Source organism: Amycolatopsis sp. PSD-21 (genome assembly GCF_055561455.1).
This window is the reverse complement of the sequence record NZ_CM145712.1, coordinates 3390260-3407777: the sequence shown is the minus strand read 5'-3', so window position 1 is coordinate 3407777 and position 17518 is coordinate 3390260. Positions and strand designations below refer to the sequence as shown.

The window sequence follows — 17518 nt, the reverse complement described above, 5'->3', positions numbered from 1 at the left end:
AATCGATTAAGACCATCGCTACCAGGCCGTCTTGGGGAAACTCTCAGCTTCCTTGTGCTAGCCGTCGCTCCAACGGTGTCCGCATTCGTGGCGTGACTCGCACCTCTCCGAACCACTCGGCCAGGTGGTTCGCCTCCGCCTCGACGGCCCGCTCGACGTCCGTGCCGACGTCCTCCAGGAGGTGATGGACGATCTCGCCGTCCGGGCGCTGCGCCCAGCCGCCGACGATGCGGCCGTCGGCCCAGACCGTGGGCCCGATGTTGCCGGTACCGTCGAACAGCGGCGCCTTGTGCGGGCCGAGATACCAGTCGCGCTCGATCCAGCCCATCGACGTCGGATCGAGCGACGGGAGCAGCGCGACCCAGGGTTCGGGCTCCGCGACCGGCTCCAGATCGTCGGCCAGCACCACGCCGGGAACACCGTCGAGGTCGACCTCGACCGGTTGAATCTCGGCGAGCGCCTTCTTCGTCTGCCCCGCCGTCCAGCCCGTCCACCAACGGAGGTCCGCGATCGGCGCGGGGCCGTAGGCGTAGAGCCACCTTCGGGCGAGCTCGACGCGGGCGGCGTCGGCGTCCCATTCGGCGAGGCCCTGTGGCAACCAGCCCTCCATCGGCGCCCAGTAGTACTGACTGCTGATCCAGCTTCCGCGCGGACGGCCGCGCACGATACGGCCGTCGACCGCGAGCTGGAAGAGGACCCGGCTGGTGACGTTGGCGATCGCCTCGTACGGCTTTCCCTTCGCCATCAACAGCTGTTGCTTGAGCCGCGGCTCGTCCTCGGACAGCTGTTGCGCCGTCGCCGATCCCCTGGCTTTCAGCGCCCGCTCGGTCGCGTCTTCGACCTCGGCGAGCCAGCGGCCGGGTTCTGTGACGTTCTCCGGGTGCCCCTGTGTGCCGAGGTGCTGTTCGAGCAGGCGGCGCTGCTTCTTGGCGATGTCGGCGGAACAAGCGGCCTGCACGAGCGCGGCGTTCTCGTGCCCGAGGACGAAGACCGTGCGGCGCATGCCGAGCATCCGGATCAGCGTCCGCTCTTCGTAGAGCGCGTTCTCCAGCTCGGCGACGCCACTGCCCTTCACGCGCGCCCACGCCGACAGGTGCACCGACGCCGGGTCCGTGGCGTGCAACGCGACGACCGCGTCCGCGGCGGCGTGCACCGACTCGGCGGGCGCGGCGAGCCGATGACGCGTCGCGAGGCGGGCGCGGCGCTGCGCGGTATCGATCTTGGGGGTCACGGATCGGTTCTATCACCGGGGTCCGACAAAACCCCGGCTCGTCAGTTCCGATGCTCCCGGCAGTGGGCCACCGGTGCCCCGGGCCGCGGCTCGAAGCGAGCGACTTGAGGCGCCGGCAGGCGAGGCGGCCGAGGCGGCACGGCCGGGATCACCTGGGTGATCTCGTCGTCCGGGTGCGGCGCGCGTCTTCCGCCGCCGGACCGGGTTTCGTCCGGCACCCGGAGGTAGATCCGCAGCTTCTGGGTCGGCCGTTCGATCAGCCGCCAGGACACCACCCCGCAGAGGTACGCGGTGGGCACCGCGAGCACGATCAGCAGGTACGAGTCGCGCACCCCGGCGAGGGTGTACAGCTGTTGCACCGGCATTCCCCACACGTACATCCCGTAACTGGGATAGACCCACTGGTCGTAGCCCTCCAGCCGGCGCGGCCAGTGGTACGCCCAGGTGATCGCGCCGTAGCCCGCGGCGATGGGCAGGATGAAACGCGTCGCGGGTTCGATGGGCGGGGTGAAGTTCGCGACGAGATAGAGCGCCACCAGCGCGTACGCGACGGCCGGGCGCAACGGGATCAGGTCCCGGTAGCTGTGCAGCAGCATGCCGAGGACGAAAGCCACCAGGAACGCCACCATCGACCCCAGCGGCACGCTGAACAACGAGCCCGCGTTGCCGTGGAAGCCGACCGAAGCCCCCATGAACCCGTCCGCCACCATGAACGCCAGCAGCAGCGGGAACAGCACGATCCGTCCGCGCGCGAGGCCGCCCACCAAGCCGATGACGAGCACGATCAGATATCCGGTGGTCTCCATCGGGAGCGTCCAGATCGAGCCGTTCGCGGAGAACGGGTACGGGTTCTCGGTGAACACGCCCGGGAGCAGATGCTGCAACGGGTACAGCATCGCGTTGTTCACGACGTAGCCCCAGGTGTCGTGATTGCCCCAGTACTCACGCGGGCTGAGCACCGTCACCAGCGGCCCGATCACGAACGCCGTCACCATGACCACGAACAGCAGCGGCGGCCAGATCCGCAGCACCCGCTTGAGCAGGTACCGCCACCACGAGGAGTCACGCCGCCAGCTGTCCGCGATCTGGTAGCCGCTCATGGCGAAGAAGCCCATGAGCGCGAAGTACCCCAGCGAGATGTTCCAGCTCGACGGCAGGCTGGTGATCCGGCTCGGCTCGATGATCGGGAAGCAGTGCTCGAAGACGACCAGGATCGCCCCGAACATCCGCAGCCACGCGAACCCGGTGTCCGGTTTCGCGTAGGTCTTCGCGCCCGGGCTACTCATGGACCACCGGCGCGGGCCGGACGCGGACCAGGCTCATCGGAGCGTCGCGTTCGATGGCTTCGGAAGAGGTGATCACGTCCACGGCACACCCCGCTCGCCGGTCCATTCGATCAACCGGTGCGCCTCTCCCCGAACCCGCCATGCGCGGGAGGTTACCGGTGGCTTGCCGGGGCCGTACGGGATACCGATACTTCTGGTGGGAAAAGTACCGACGTTATCCTTGCCGAACACCCAGAGCACAGAAGGAGCAACCCACGGTGACCGAGTCTGATCGTTCACGCCGGGAACGCAACCTGGGACTCGTGGTGATCCTGGTGCTGGTGCTCGTCCTGGAGACCGCGGTGATCGGTTACCTCGTCACCTCGAACTGAGCCACGGCCCTCCGGGCTGTCAGGCGTTCACCGGACTCCCGCGACTCTTCGAACCCGTTACTTTCGATTTCGTCAACGGAACGGGACCCGAGTTCTTGTGCGCGATCGCGCCGGGTACCGCTGTCCACCGGTTGAAAGAGTGGGGAGATCCATGTCCGAATTCGGGAGAATCCTGGCGACGTCCGCCGCGACCGCCGCAATGGCGGGAACGGCGATGTTCGGCCTGTTCGCCGCGCCCGCACAGGCCGCGGAAACGGACGCGTCGAGCGAGATCGGAATCGCTTCCTCCGACGACGGCGCCTGCAAGACGAAGAAGACGGTCGGAAACGCGAGGAACAAGGGAGACATCTTCCACTCCTACGCCAAGACCACCGTTTTCAAGCACAACCACGTCGGCATCTACTACACGACGAAGACGATCGTGGAGGCGCCCGGCTCGGGTAAGAAGAGCAAGGCCGTCACGGCGGCCACGCTGAAGAAGTGCGGCCCCATCTACAAAATGTCCGTCGATGTCGAGCAGTCCACTCGCAACAAGGCGGCCGACCACGCTTACAACAAGTTCCGTGATCTGCCCTACGACTCGAACTTCGCCGACAACAAGGACAACAGCAACGGGAAGCTGAACTGCTCCGAGCTGGTGTGGAAGGCCTACAAGCACGGCGCCAAGGTCGACTTGGACAGCAACGGCGGGCCGGGCGTCTACCCCGACAACATCAAGGATGACAAGAGCACCGAGGTCTACGCGACCATCAAGTAACCACATCCAGTGGACGGTGCGGCCCGCCGGGTGCGGGCCGCACCGCCCACCGCCTGAGAGGATCCGGCCCGGTGCGCCTCCTCAGAATCATCGCGCTCGCCGCCTGCGCGCTCCTGCTCACGACGGCCTGTGCTTCGCCCGACAGCGGAGCGGAGATGAACATCGCCGATCCCGCCGCGGTGAAACTCGGTGAGACCGTCGTCGCGTTCTCTCTCAGCCCGGACACCTCCGCCGACAATCCGGCGGAAAAGCGGCAGCCCGGCTATCTGGTCCTGGTGCGGGCGGACGGCGGAACGCAGCTGATCGAGACCAGCGGAATGACCGAGTCGCATATCGCATGGTCGGAGACCGGACTGTTCTTCAGCGACGACAACCGCGACTATATTCTCGGCAAGGACGGCCTGGCCGGCTTCGAGAACAAGAAGGCAGGGCATCAGCAGTCGGCTTTCGCATTGCCCGGCGGCACAGGTTTCGTCGCGGTCTACAACGAAGGCTTCTCTGAAGCCGGATACACCAATCAGGTTGCCGTCACCACTTCGACCGGTTCACGGCTTTACCGGGTCGAGGGAAACTACTTCATGAACGCGCTGTGCGGCGGTGACCTCAATGGGATCGCCACCGATGCGGGAGCTCATTTCGCGGAGTCGGCCGCGATTCCCGGTATGCGCTCGAAGGTCGATCCCAGTGCGCAGCCGGAACTGCTTTCCCAGCTGTACCCGGCGACCGATGGAAAGGAAAAGGTCCTCGCCTGGCGAGGGGTCTTCGACGCGGGAGACCACAACCGGCACGTGCCCTGTCACGACGGTGTCATCACGTTCCTTTCCGATTACACCGACGCCGACGGCAAGCCCCGGACGACCGTCGTTTCGTGGAACACGGGCGACGGCAAGTACGCCGAACAGCCCCTCGTGGACGCCGAGGGCCGCCCCGTCACCGAGAAACTGGTCGACCCCGAGACGTTCTCCCAGAAGACGTACGACGCCAGGGCCCTGCGGGGAGGTCACCTCGAATGGCTCGCCGCCGACGGCCGGATCATGACGACCGAGATCGCGTCCGGGGTCACCGTGCCGCGGTTCGGCACCGGGTTCACCTCGGACAGCGATTCGTCCAGCCAGGCGGCCTTCACGGACCGGTCGATCACCCTGATCCAGGAGAGGTTCGACGGCAGGACGCCGGTCAAGATCAAGCGGTTCGACCGCGTCACCGGGAACCTGATCACCGAAATCACCGTGCCCGGACTGGCGGAACGGTTCGGCATCCGGTTCAACCTGCGCGGTATGGCCGTCCCGCCGGGCTCGTGAGTGGTGAGGACGGTGAGAACCGTCCTCACCACTCACGAGGTCCTAGACCCGCTCCAGCTCGAAGACCGGGATGACCCGGCTGGTCTTGCTCTGGTAGTCGGCGAACTGCGGCATGACGGCGGACTGCCTGGCGTAGACCTCGTCGCGCTCGGCGCCGGCGAGCAACCGCGCGCGGACCGGGAAGGTCTCGGTGCCAAGCTCGACCTTCGTGTCCGGGTGCGCCACCAGGTTGTGGAACCAGGCCGGGTTGTCGTCGGCGCCACCCTTGCTCGCGAAGATGTAGATCCGGTCGCCTTCGAGGAGCGGGACGAGCGGCGCGATGCGCTGGGTGCCGGACTTCGCGCCGGTGTGGTGGACGAGGACCAGCGGATAGCCCTCGAACATGCCACCCGCCTTGCCGCCGGTCTCGCGGAACTCGGCGATCACGGTGCGGTTGATCTGGTCGAAGTCGAACGTGTCAGTCATGACCTCGATCGTATGACGCACCCGGTGACCGTATCGATGCCTGAAGATGCCATGAACATATCCGTTTGTCGCACTATCCTCGGCGGCATGGACCTGTTGGCCGAAGCACTCGCCGTGGGCGGCGTCCGTGGTACCGCCGGAGCGCGGATCGAGGCGTCCGGGCCGTGGGGCATCCTCTGGCACGGCATCTCCCGCGCCGCCTTCTATGCCGTCACTTGCGGCACTGCCTGGCTGGAACTCACCGGGCATCCGCCGCGGCAGCTCATGCCCGGCGACGTCGTCCTGTTGCCGAACGGCCCGGAGCACACTCTGCGCAGCGCTCCGGACGTCGCGATCATTCCCAACCTGTGCACGGCGGCCGAGAAGGCGCGGGACTGCGGTGGCGTGCTGCGCCTCGGCTCCGGGGACGTGGAGACGCATGTCCTCGGCGCGTCCTACGACTACGACCCGGCGGTGTCCACCCAGGTGCTCGCCACCCTGCCCGAGCTGGTGCACATCCGCGCGAACCACGTCGGGGGCGGGCTGGACGACACCGTCCGGCTGTTGTCGCGGGAACTGGCCTCCCCGCAGATCGCCACCGAGTTCGTCCTCAACCGGCTTGTCGACATCCTCCTGGTCCAGCTGCTGCGCGCGTGGCGGACCGAGAAACCGGCGGAGGCGCGGGGAACCTGGCTGGGTGTCCTCGGCGATCCGCTGATCAGCGTGGCGCTGGCGAAGATCCACGAGGACCCGGCGAAACCGTGGACCACCGACCTGCTCGCGACGGAACTGGCGACCTCGCGCAGCACGCTGACCCGCCGCTTCCGCGAAACCACCGGCCGGACACCCGGCGAGTACCTGACCCAGTGGCGGATGGACCTGGCCGCCGTCCGGCTGCGCGACACCGGCGACACGGTGGACACCATCGCCCGCTCGGTCGGCTACACGTCGGTGTACGCGTTCAGCCGGGCTTTCCGCCGCGCTCGTTGTCAGGCTCCTGGGCAGTACCGGGCCTCGACGCGGGAAGGCATCACGCCGGCCGGGTGACCGGAACGACGTCGAGAAGTTCCTTCAGGCCTTCGAAATCCTGCGGGCTGGTGGTGTACAACGGCATCCGGTGCGCGATGGCCACACTGGCGATCATCAGGTCGGCCACCCGGCGCCGGGGCGTCCTGCCCATCGCGAGCACGGACGCCGACACCCGGCCGAAGATGCGGGCCGCCTCGGTACCGAACGGCAGTGGATCGAATTCCGATTCCACTCGTTGCAGCAGATCCGTGCGCCGGGCTCGTTCGGCTGGGTCGGTGGCGTAATGCGGACCCGCCGAAAGCTCGGCGAGCGTGATCGTGCTGATCGACATCAGATCCGGCAGCTGGGCGTGATCGATCGACCGCCGCAGAATGAGGATGTTGGTGTCGAGCAGGCCGTGGACCTCAGCGGCCATAGGGATCGTCCGCCTCCCCTTCGAAGGCCTCGTCGAGGTCCGCGCGGAACCTGTCCGGGTCGATGAGCGGAGCGTTCGCCGAGCCGGTGGCGAACTGGTCACGGGAAACGGCGTGCCGTCGACACAGCGGGACCAGCTGGGCGATGGGCGAACCACTGCGGGTCACGGTGAAGGACTCACCGTGCTCGACCGCATGTGCCCCGGAGTGCCACCATGTGCCACCTAGGCGGTCTCCTCCTCGGTCTCCGGCTCATCCGCCGGTCGTGTGAACAGTCGAGTCGCCGAGAGCCGCGCGACGCCGTCCGGCTCACCGAGTTCGTCGGTCGCGTTCCGGATCGTCGCGTCGACGGACAGGTACTTGCGCCCCGCCCGGAGGTCCGCGTCGTTGCGCAGCCGCACGATCAGCGGGAACTCGCTCAGCGCGCCGGCGTCGAACAGGCCGGTGGTGTAGATCAGCTGGACGCCCAGCGCCTCCGCGACGGCGCGCTGCAGTTCCAGCAGGTAGCCCGCCGACGCGCGGCCGATCGGGTTGTCGAGGAACAGCACGCCGGAATGCCGGTTGCGGGCCTTGCCGCGGTTGTTCGCCCGCAGCGCCGCCAGGGTGCAGTACAGGATGATCGCCGCGGTCAGCTGCTGCCCGCCGGAGAACACGTCCCGGATTTCGGAGACCCGCTGGCGTTCGGTCCGCAGCACGGAGTCCGGCTTCAGCATGTCGACCCGGAAACCCTTGGGAGCGGCGGCCTGCACGCCGCGGAGCACGAGGGACAGCCCGTCCCGCTTGACATCCCGGCCGTCGGAGGTCTTCCCCACCGCGGCCTCGTCGACGACCTCGCCCAGTTTCTCGGCGAGCACGTTCTCCTCGAGTTCGGTGAAGCGGATCCGCAGGAACTCCTGGCCCGACCAGTCGCCGAGACCGTCCGGCAGCCGCGAAACCCGTTGTGCCGCACGGAGAGTACGCAGCGCGCCGTCGACCATGCCCTGCAGGCGGGTGATGATGCCGCCGCGGTGCCGGTCGATCTGCGCGAGATCGTCGGTGAGCGTGCGCAGCCGGGGCCGCAGCGCCTCCGCCCATTCCGCGGCGTGGGCGGGCAGCTGATCGCGGCGGACCGAGATCACCTGCTGCCGCACCGGCGTGCTGAGCTTCTCGAACCGCTTGTCCGTGGCGTACTGGGCCAGCTGGTCGGCCGCGGCACGCACCCGGCGGTCGCCCGCGTCGGCGGCGTCCTGCGCCTCGGTGAGCGAGGTGTTGAGCCGGGAGTGCTTGGCACGCGCGGATTCGACATCGCCCTCGAACGCCGCCACTTCGTCCTCTTTGGACAAAAGGTGCGCCATGGATTCGGCCAGCAATCCGAATCCCGACGCGGAGGCCTTCGCGGACTCCAACGTCGCTTCGGCCGCGGCACGGCGCTCCTGGAGTTCTTCCCATTTCCGCGCGGCGGCGGACACTTCGAGACTCGCCTCGTCGATCAGCTCCAGGCCGTGCTCGATGTCCTTCGGCCGTGCGTCGGAGGCGATCGCGGACGGCTGTTCCGGCAGCTGGCCCAGTTCCGCCCTGCGGGTCGCGACGAGCCCGACGATCTCGGTGCGCTCTTCCTCCAGCACCGCGACCGCGCGGTTCGCCCGCGCCTGCGCCGCCGCCCGCGCCGAAGCGTCGGAGCCGTCGGGTGTCTCCAGCAGCGCCGAGGCCCGCTCGCGGACGGCGTCGTCCAGTGCCTCCACGGCCGCCCGCGCGGACGCCTCGACACTCTCGGCCTGATCGAGTTCGGCACGAAGGTCGCTGCCGACCTCCACCTTCGCGTAGGCCTCGGAAGCCGACGCGAAAGTACGCCGCAACGCGTCCACCGGTTCGGCCGGCACGGGGTCGTTTTCGGTGACCTCGCTCGATCCCGGCACCTCGGCCAGTTCCGCTTTCGCGGTCGTCGCCGTGCGCCGGTGCCCGTCGGCGGTGCGCTGCTCCTCGCTCGCCTGCTCACGCAGCCGGGACGCCTTCACCGCGGCTTCGGCCGCCGTCGTCTCCGCCCGTTCGGCGGTCTCGGTCGCGCGTTCGACGTCGTCCGTCCACTCGGGAATCTTCGCCGCCCGCGCGGCGAGCGTTTCGAGCCCGCGGGCCCGCTCCCCCGCCTCGGCCGAAGCCGCGCGCAATTCGGGGACCCGTTCCCGTAGCCCGGCCGCCTTCTCGCCGAGGCGCTGGAACTCCTTTTCCGCCTGCTCCAACGCGGTCTGCGCGGTTTCGTGCGCGGTGCGCGCGTTCTGGAGCTGCTCGGCCAGTGTCGCGATGCTGCCGGGCGGATAGTCCTCGCGCCAGGTCTTGAGCTTCCAGGACAGGGCGCTGTCGTCGGCCAGCGACGTCGCCAGCGCTTCCAGCCGTCGCTGACGTTCCGCGTGCCGCAGCGCGATGGCTTCACGCTCGGCGTCGGCGGCTTCCTCGTCGTACATCGCCGGGTTGGGCGGCACGAGGAACTCGATCCCGGCCTCGTCCGGCAGGCGGTCGGTGGTGGTGGCCTCGGTCGTCGCGACCGGGATGATCGTGGTGGGGAGCAGACGCCGCTCCGCCAGGACCTTCTCGGCGAGCCGCACCTGCTCCGGCTCGTTGAGCAGGATTCCCGAGACGAGCTGGGGCGCACGGGCCAGCACGGCCGCCCGCCGCTTCTTGTCCAAAGTGGACAGATAACGCCAGCCGGACCACGCGTTCATCCCGGCGGCTTCCAGTGCGTCCAAAGCGGCCTGGACCTCTTCGGTGGCGGGCAGGAGGCCGCCCGAACCGAGCGCGTTCAGCGCGCGCTCGTCGACCGATTCCTCCATCCGCAGCGCGGTCTGTTCCTTTTCCGCCGCCGAACCCGCCTCGCGAAGCCGCTCCAGCAACACCGGAAGGTCGGTCTCCAGCGTGACGTCGTCCGCGCCGAGGAGTTCGCTCAGCCGCGGTTCGACGGCGAGTGCGTCGGTACGCCGGTTGGCCCGGTCGAGTTCCTCGGCAGCGCGTTCCAGCCGGTCCTTTGTGGACCCCGCGAGCCGGTGCGCGTCGTTCACGGTGGCCTGCGCGGACCGCAGATCCTCGGCGACGCGTTCGAGTTCCTGTTCGCGCCGGACGAGTTCCGCGGCGGTCGCCTCGGCCTCGGCCCTGGCCGCGCGCGCCGCTTCGGCGACGTCGGCACCGGCCTTGAGCGCGCCGGACCGGACGGATTCCGCGATCTCCTCACGGATTTCGGCGATCCGCGCGCCCAGCCCTCGGGCCTCCGCCCGCCGCGAGGCCGCGAGGTTCGCCGACTCGTCGCGTTCCGCCTGGGCCTTCTCCGCCTCGGCACGCAGGGCGCCGACATGGGCTTCGGCCTTCGCCGCCTGCTCGGTGGCGTTCTTGGCCAGCGCCAGCAGGCCCCGTGCGAGCGCGCCCGCGGCGGCGTTGCGCGCCTGCAGCGCGGGCTGCGCCTTCTGCTCGCGATTCCCGACCAGTTCCCGGAAATCGCGGGCCTTGCGCGAAGCGTTGAGGTGGTTGAGCACGGTGGCGCATTCACGCCAGGCCTCGGCGGCGGTCTTGGCCTCGGCCAGTTCGCCGTCGATCCGCTTCTTGCTCTCCTGCGCCTCGTCGAGCCGCAGTTTCCCGACCAGGCGGCGGAGTTCGGTGACCCCGGCGGCGAGACGGCGGTGGTCGCCCTCGGCCAGTTTCTCCGCGGACTTCACCTCGTCGACGTGCTGTTCGAGCCCGCTCAGCCGCTCGTTCTCCAGCTTGTCGCGCGCGGCGACCTGACCGGCCAGCGTCCGCATTTCGGCGCGGGCCGCGTCGGCGAGCTTCCGTGACGCGGCGGCGACGCCTTCTTCTTCCGCCAGGGGGGTGAGCAGATCGAGGGCACCGGCGACGAAATCGCGCTCCGACAGCAGATCCCCGCGCTGCGCGAGGTTGTGCGCGTAGGTCGCGACGACCTCGGCGAGATCCTTCGGTTCCTCCTCCGAAAGCACCGCGCGCAACAGGAACTCGACGAACGCCTCGTCGGTGCTGAACGCGAAGGCGTCCGCCGCCTCGCCCTCACCGGCGTTCATCGCACGCTGGTACCGGAAAAGCTCGGTGTCCAGGCCGAGGCCGTCGAGCCGGGACGTCCATTCGTGGTGACGCCGGGTCCAGAACAGCTCCAGTTCCGGCTCACCGCCGTGCACCTTGTCGAGCTGGTCGTGGAAGCCGGACATCGTCAGCAGCCTGCCGTCCGACGTCAGCGGGAGCGAGTCCAGATCGAGCGAGGGCGTCGGCCGGAAGCAGTACCAGGAATCGACGAGGTTCTCCGAGTCGGCCGACACGACGTGCCCGCGCCATTCCGACACCTTGCCGGTGATCACCCGGTGGCCGGTCTCGACCTGCAGCCACTCCAGCACGACGTGCGAGACGTCCTTGGCGGCGACGAACTTCTCCAGCACCTTGGTGTTCGTCGTGCCGACGACCTGGCGGCGGCCGGGCAGCATGACCGAGAAGATCAGCTTGATCAGGACGGATTTGCCGCCGCCGTTCTCCAGGAACAGCACGCTCGCCGGCGACGGGCGCCGAGGCGGCCCCTCCCCCGCGAGGTGGATCCCGGCGCTGAACAGCGCGTCCTGTTTGGGGGCGGTGATGGCCGCGCCGACGCCGCTGAAGTCCAGCACGACGTCCTGGTACCGCGCGCCCGCCGGGCCCACCGAGTGCAGGCGAACCCGCGAAAGCTCGTACATCGACTCCCCTTGGTTAAAGCGTGTCCGACGCGGCCGCGCGCAACGTCCCGCCGCCGTTGGCGACCGAGACCACGTTCAGTTCCAGCAGGTCGTCGAAGGCCGCGTCGGCGGCGAGTTCGCGCACCTGCACCTGATAGCGCGGTGTCGTCCGGTAGGTCCCGCCCTGTTCTCCGCTGACCTGGACGAGAAAGCCTTGATCGGCGAGGAAACGCAGGGCACGCGCGACCATGCCGCGCGTGGTGTCCGACGCCAGCCTGCCGTCCTTGGTCGCCGCCGCCGCCGGACGCCGGGCATAGGCGCGCCAAGCCTGTTCGAGTTCGGGCGCGTCGGCCAGCGGGTCGTTGTTCGCCTCAGCTTCCGCCGCGCGCTCGTCGAGGATCCGGCAGGCCTCGCGCACCATCGCGTCCACCTGCTCGACGCTGACGCGGCCGATGTAGGTGTCGTTCGCGAGATCGTCCGGGCGCGGGTAGCCGAGCGCGGCGGTGGCGAGGTGGACGAGACCGTGCAGGACCTTCTCGGTCTCCCGGCGTTCGCGGATCTTGCTCTGCCGCGCGTAGCTGTCCATCTTGATCTCGAAGACGGACTCGTCGGTCGCCGCCAGCACGGCCCCGGCCTGGAGGTTGACCTCCAGCACCATCAGCCCGAGCCCCGCCGCGACCGCGTGCGTGAGCTGTTTGAACGCCCTGTCCTCGCCGTAGCGCCGGACGAGGTCGCCGTACACGACGTCGCGCGACGGGAGCTGCTTCGGGCGCATGCCGAAGGAAACCAGCCTGGCCGCGGATTCGACGTCCCCGGTTGTCGTCACGCGACCTCCTCCTCTTCTTCTTCGTGGCGATCGACCGTGGCCGACGAAAGCAGCAGATCCGCTCCGCCGAACTCGGGATCTTCGAGCAGCGTGCCGTCGTCGACGGCCAGCAGCACCTGGCGCTCCCCCTGCCGGAGCGCCGCGCCGACCTCGGGACTGTAGGCGTGCACCGCCCGCAGGGCGACCAGGGCCGGGAGCGCGGGATCGATCCGGCGGGCCTCTTCGAGCAGCCCGGACAGCCGCCGCGGCACCTCCGGCAGGTCGAGCAGGTCGTCGGCGAGGCGCCACTGCTCGTCACCGAACCGGTCGGTGACCTCGGCTGGCATGAGTTCGGGTTCGGGGATCTCGCCGACGAGCTGGTCACGTTCAGGGGCGGGCCGCAGCAGCAGCGACACCAGCGACGACAGCGACGGCACGGTCGGCGGGGAGATCCCGGCACCGGCGTGGAAGAACGATTCGGCGGGCGCGACGGCTTCGGCGATCGGCAGGCCCAGCGTCGGCATCAGGAGCTGGCCGAACAGGTCGATCGTCGCGCGCTGCGGCGGCCCGGAGAACTGCTGGCGGTCCTGTTCGGCGCGGAACACCGCGCCCGCGTCGGCCAGCCGTGACTGGAGCCGCGTGTGGCGGCGGATGCAGTCGCTGACGATGTCGACGAGTTCGGCCGCGCGGCGTTTGCGGTCGAGGTCCTCGGTCTCGTCCCGCGACGCGGTGATGTTCTTGAGGATCGCGTTCTCGGCGCGGAACCGGGACTCGATATGGGACAGCGCCTGGTCCAGCAGGTCCGGGACCTCACGCTCCCAGTCGACGGCGCGCACGTCACGGCGGGTGGCGTCGAGTTTGGCGCGCAGGGTCTCGCCGTACTGGACCGTCCGGTAGCGGGCCTGTTCCGCCGCGAGCTTCGCGTCGGCGAGGCGGCCGCGGTTGATCAGGTTCTCCAGTTTGACCTCGGCCGCGATCTGGGCGGACTCGACGTCGGTGTCCAGCGCGCCGACGAGCACGTTGATCGCCTCGTCGGTGGCGCGCAGGTAGACCTCGCCGTCGGGCGCGGCCAGCTCGACGAGCAGTTTGAAGTCGAACTGGCGGCGCTGGTAGCCCCCGCCGGGGCCGATGGAGCCGTAGACGCGGCGGAACCCGCGGTCGGTGGTGCCGACGTTGATCAGGTTGTCGAGGACCCACCGGGCGACCTTGGCGTGCTCGTCGGGCGTCCGGCCGGGCGCCTGGAGCGCCACGAACGGCAGCAGCCGCGCGATCACCTGGTCGTGATCGGCGCCGGTGTCGAAGTCCATCGAGACGGTGACCTGGTCGATCGTGTGCAGGGCGATCTCGGCCATCTGGTAGATCGTGGCGTCCGCCCAGTCCAGCTTCGCCTTGCGCGCGTCGAGGTCGTGCAAGGGCGCTGTGCAGGCCAGCGCCTTGAGGCGGCGGGTCAGCCCCTCGTCGGCCAGCCCCATCCCGGTCAGCTCGTCGTCTCGCACAGCAGGCCAGGCTAGTCGCCGACCCTCCCACCCCGCACGGGTGACCGGGGTGCCCGGCGTTCCGGGCGGCGGTAGCGTCTGGTTCATGCGTGAAATGAGCAGGGAAGAATGGTGGAAGTTCGCGAGCGAGGGCACGCGGACGGGCATGCTCGGCCTGGTCCGCGCCAACGGGGCGGCGATCGTGACGCCGGTGTGGTTCCTGCTGAACGAAGGGCCGGACGGTGACGAGCTGATCTTCACCACCGGCACGGACACCCTCAAGGGGAAGGCGCTGCGACGCGATCCGCGGCTTTCGCTGGCCGTCGACGACCAGAAGCCGCCGTACTCGTACGTGCAGTTCACCGCCGAAGCCGTGTTGCACAACGACCTCGACGAAATGCTCGAATGGGCGACCAGGCTCGGCGGGCGGTACATGGGCGAGGACAAGGCCGAGGCCTACGGCAAACGGAACGCCGTCCCGGAGGAGTCGTTGGTGCGGGCGCGGATCACGAAGGTGATCGCGCGGGCGGACATCGCCGGCTGACGCTTCCGTTCTCGCGTGAAGGCCCCCTTCCCTCGGCTCAGCCGAGGGAAGGGGGCCTTCACGCGCGTCGGGTGGGGCTGCTGCTCCCGGCTGGGTGTGGTCGCCGGCTTGAGGGTGTCGCGAAAGCCACTTTCGGGACATCAGGCGTCCTGAAAGTGGCTTTCGCGACACCTGCGCTCGGTGCGCGGCGAGCGACCGGACTCGACGTTGCGAAAGTGGCTTTCGCAACCTCGAAGGTTGCGAAAGTGGCTTTCGCGACCCCGCCGGCCCCCGAAGCCGCGTCCCACTGGCCGCGGCAGCTAACCCCTCGCGTTTAGTCCTCTGGATGCGGTCCTTGCACACGCAAGTACCGCATCCAGAGGACTAAACGCGAGGGGGTGTGACTCTCCGTGTTGATGTTGGTCAAGTATTGACACGAAGCACCCGCTGGTGTGTGATCTGAACCATAGATAGGAAAGTTTCCTAACTAAAACTCCACGTCCCCCGCCGGGCTCGCCCGGTCCGCCGTTGCACCTCCCGAACCCCGACTTCACGCATGGAGGCTCCAGTGGCACCCCGACCACCGTGGCGCGCGCTGCTCACGTGTGCCGCCGCGACGACGATGACCTTCGCCGTCCTGCCGGCCCTGCCCGCCGGCGCGGCACCGACCGATCACGAATCCGAAGCCGCGACGATCTCCCAAGGCGCCGTCGAAAAGAACCACGCGGGCTATTCCGGCACCGGGTTCGTGAACTTCGACAACGTCGCCGGCAGCTATGTCGAGTACACGGTGAACGCCGCACAGGCCGGAACCCAGACGCTGACCTTCCGCTACGCCAACGGAACCGCGATCGACCGGCCCGTCTCCTTGAGCGTCAACGGTACCGCCGCCGGGACACTGTCCTTCCCCGGCACCGGGGCGTGGACCACCTGGAAGACCGTCACGAAGGACGTCGCGCTGGCCGCGGGGGCCAACAAGATCCGCACCACCGCGACGACCGCGAACGGCGGGCCCAACGCGGACAAGCTCACCGCGAGCGGGGTGCTCGACGCCGAAGCGCCGACCCCGCCGAAGAACCTGGCCGCCAAGGACATCAAGGCCCGCAGCGCCACCTTCACCTGGGAGGCCGCGACCGACAACGTCGGCGTGGTCCGCTACGACGTCATGCGGGGCGGCAACGTCCTCAAGAGCGTCGACGGGAACACGCTCACCACGACCGTCGACGACCTGCAGCCGAATACGGCCTACGACATCTCGGTCGGCGCCTTCGACGCGGCCGGAAACCCTTCGCAGCAAAGCAATGTCGTCCAGTTCACGACGCCGCCCAGCGGGGACACCACCCCGCCGACGGTACCGGGGAACCTCCGCTCGACGTCGGTCACGGCGAACAGCGTGTCCCTGGCGTGGAACGCTTCCACGGACAACAGCGGCACGATCGCCGGCTACGACGTGTACCAGGGCACCACGAAGGTCGCGACGACGCCGTCGCTCGAAGCCACCGTGACCGGTCTGACGGCGAACACGTCGTACACCTTCACGGTCAAGGCGCGCGACCTCGACGGCAACGCCTCGGCCGCGAGCAACGCACTGACCGCGAAGACCAGCGGCGCGGCGGGCGGCGGGATTCCCGAGTACGACAGGGACATCACGAAGGCGGACCTCGCCTGGTCGGTCGACTTCCTGCCGGACGGCACGGCGCTGGCGACCGAACGGGACCGGTTCGAGATCCTGCGGATCACGCCGTCGGGTGAGAAGACCACGGTCGGCAAGGTGCCCGGCGCGGTCGGCACCAACGGCGAGGGCGGCCTGCTCGGCATCGCGATCTCGCCGAACTACGCCACCGATCACGCGATCTACCTGTATCACACGGCGTCCGGCGACAACCGGATCGTGAAAATGACCTACGAGAACGGAAAGCTGTCGTCGTCCTCGACGCCGGTGCTCACCGGGATCGCCAAGAACCGTTACCACAACGGCGGAAGGCTACGCTTCGGCCCGGACGGCAAGCTCTACGCCACCGTCGGCGACGGGCAGAACAAGGACACGGCGCAGAACAAGGGCTCGCTCAACGGAAAGATCCTGCGAGTCAACCCCGACGGATCGGCTCCGGGCGACAACCCGTTCTTCTCCACCGGCGGCAACGCCCGCTACGTGTGGAGCTTCGGGCACCGCAACCCGCAGGGCCTGGCGTGGGACTCCCGCGGCCAGCTGTGGGCTTCGGAGTTCGGGGACGGCAAACTGGACGAGCTCAACCTGATCCAGAAGGGCGGCAACTTCGGCTGGCCCCAGTGCGAGGGCACCAGCGGCTCCTGCGGTGGCACGGTCGCGCCGAAGAAGACCTGGGCGACCAGTTCCGGCGGGCCGAGCGGGATCGAGATCGTCAACGACTGGATCTACGTCGCGGCCGTCACCAGCGAGCAGCTCTTCGCCACCCAGATCAACGCGGCGGGCAACGGCGTCGGCTCCGTGCAGTCACTGTTCTCCGGCCGCTGGGGCAGGCTCCGCTCGGTCACCAAGACCCCGGACGGCGGTCTGTGGGTCACCTCGACCAACGCGGACAAGAACGGCGGCACCCCGAGCGGGATCGACAACGTCGTGGTCCGGCTGAAGTTCCCCGGTGCCTCGCAGCCGGGAGCGTTCAAGCTGACCAGTTCCGCGTTCGCCGACAACGCGTCGATCCCGGACAAGTTCACCTGTGCCGGTGACGGCACCGCCGGCCAGGACACCTCCCCGCCGCTGGCGTGGGGTGCCGGGACCACCGGCGCCAAGGGTTACGCGATCGTCTTCGCCGACGTGGCCAACAACGGCAACAAACTGCACTGGGCGATCTGGGACATCCCAGCGTCCGCGGGGTCCACAGTTTCACTGCCCGAGGGCCTGGGAGCGGGCTACACCGTCCCGAACCAGAACGGCGCCAAGCAGAAGGCCATGGGCAGCGGGGCGAACTCGCAGAAGTACTTCGGCCCCTGCCCAGGCGGCTCCAGCCATCCCTACACCTTCACGCTCTACGCGCTGAAGTCGGCGACGGTGCCGGGCTTGTCCTCGTCCTCGACGATGGCGCAGATCGAAACGGCGATCAAGAACGCCTCGACGGCCAACGTCAAGCTGCGCGGCAAATCCAGCGCCGCGTCCTGAGCACGGCCGGGGTGTCCGGAGCGGCGCCGGGCACCCCGACCGTATCCAGTGTGAGCTGGAGGAAAGCCACCCCGCCC

13 protein-coding genes are annotated in these 17518 nt (G+C 68.8%); 5 read left to right on the top strand and 8 right to left on the bottom strand.

Annotated features, from left to right (window positions below):
• Positions 1 to 43 precede the first annotated feature (43 nt).
• Complete coding sequence (locus ACZ1DY_RS16510; protein WP_257487719.1) at positions 44 to 1231, bottom strand: winged helix DNA-binding domain-containing protein; 1188 nt, start codon at positions 1229 to 1231, stop codon at positions 44 to 46.
• Between the two features lie 41 nt (positions 1232 to 1272).
• A complete protein-coding gene (locus ACZ1DY_RS16505; RefSeq protein WP_465484862.1) occupies positions 1273 to 2517 on the bottom strand; it encodes an acyltransferase family protein in 1245 nt (414 codons plus the stop codon).
• A 522-nt stretch (positions 2518 to 3039) separates the two neighbouring features.
• On the opposite strand from ACZ1DY_RS16505, the gene ACZ1DY_RS16500 reads away from it, so the two are divergent.
• Together ACZ1DY_RS16500 and ACZ1DY_RS16495 are read left to right on the top strand one after the other, a co-directional pair.
• Positions 3040 to 3645 (top strand): hypothetical protein, encoded by a 606-nt coding sequence (locus ACZ1DY_RS16500; protein WP_465484861.1) that lies wholly within the window; start codon positions 3040 to 3042, stop codon positions 3643 to 3645.
• Positions 3646 to 3716: 71 nt separating this feature from the next.
• Positions 3717 to 4946, top strand: a complete 1230-nt coding sequence (locus ACZ1DY_RS16495; RefSeq protein WP_465484860.1) for a hypothetical protein — start codon at positions 3717 to 3719, stop codon at positions 4944 to 4946.
• A 42-nt stretch (positions 4947 to 4988) separates the two neighbouring features.
• Here ACZ1DY_RS16495 and ACZ1DY_RS16490 read toward each other — a convergent pair whose 3' ends face one another.
• Positions 4989 to 5411, bottom strand: a complete 423-nt coding sequence (locus ACZ1DY_RS16490) for a nitroreductase family deazaflavin-dependent oxidoreductase (RefSeq protein WP_257487723.1) — start codon at positions 5409 to 5411, stop codon at positions 4989 to 4991.
• A gap of 87 nt (positions 5412 to 5498) precedes the next feature.
• Here ACZ1DY_RS16490 and ACZ1DY_RS16485 point away from each other — a divergent pair, with 87 nt between their 5' ends.
• Positions 5499 to 6437, top strand: coding sequence for an AraC family transcriptional regulator (locus ACZ1DY_RS16485; RefSeq protein ID WP_465484859.1), 939 nt, complete (start codon positions 5499 to 5501; stop codon positions 6435 to 6437).
• Here ACZ1DY_RS16485 and ACZ1DY_RS16480 read toward each other — a convergent pair.
• The 5 genes from ACZ1DY_RS16480 to ACZ1DY_RS16460 are packed head-to-tail and all read right to left on the bottom strand — an operon-like array spanning position 6421 to position 13779.
• On the bottom strand, positions 6421 to 6834 hold the full coding sequence (locus tag ACZ1DY_RS16480) for a PIN domain-containing protein (protein WP_465484858.1): 414 nt from the start codon (positions 6832 to 6834) through the stop codon (positions 6421 to 6423). The genes ACZ1DY_RS16485 and ACZ1DY_RS16480 overlap by 17 nt on opposite strands.
• Positions 6824 to 7000, bottom strand: a complete 177-nt coding sequence (locus ACZ1DY_RS16475; protein WP_465484857.1) for a hypothetical protein — start codon at positions 6998 to 7000, stop codon at positions 6824 to 6826. Before ACZ1DY_RS16475 ends, ACZ1DY_RS16480 begins: the two co-directional genes overlap by 11 nt.
• 56 nt (positions 7001 to 7056) lie before the next feature.
• Positions 7057 to 11523, bottom strand: coding sequence for a hypothetical protein (locus ACZ1DY_RS16470; RefSeq protein ID WP_465484856.1), 4467 nt, complete (start codon positions 11521 to 11523; stop codon positions 7057 to 7059).
• 13 nt (positions 11524 to 11536) lie between these two features.
• Positions 11537 to 12277, bottom strand: a complete 741-nt coding sequence (locus tag ACZ1DY_RS16465; RefSeq protein ID WP_046199931.1) for a hypothetical protein — start codon at positions 12275 to 12277, stop codon at positions 11537 to 11539.
• Between the two features lie 47 nt (positions 12278 to 12324).
• Positions 12325 to 13779 carry a hypothetical protein gene (locus ACZ1DY_RS16460; protein WP_465485672.1) on the bottom strand — a complete coding sequence of 485 codons (1455 nt, stop codon included), beginning with the start codon at positions 13777 to 13779 and terminating at the stop codon, positions 12325 to 12327.
• Between the two features lie 109 nt (positions 13780 to 13888).
• Between ACZ1DY_RS16460 and ACZ1DY_RS16455 the strand changes: the two genes are divergently transcribed.
• Positions 13889 to 14326 carry a PPOX class F420-dependent oxidoreductase gene (locus ACZ1DY_RS16455; protein WP_257487728.1) on the top strand — a complete coding sequence of 146 codons (438 nt, stop codon included), beginning with the start codon at positions 13889 to 13891 and terminating at the stop codon, positions 14324 to 14326.
• Positions 14327 to 14927: 601 nt separating this feature from the next.
• On the top strand, positions 14928 to 17441 hold the full coding sequence (locus ACZ1DY_RS16450) for a PQQ-dependent sugar dehydrogenase (RefSeq protein WP_465485671.1): 2514 nt from the start codon (positions 14928 to 14930) through the stop codon (positions 17439 to 17441).
• Positions 17442 to 17518 lie beyond the last annotated feature (77 nt).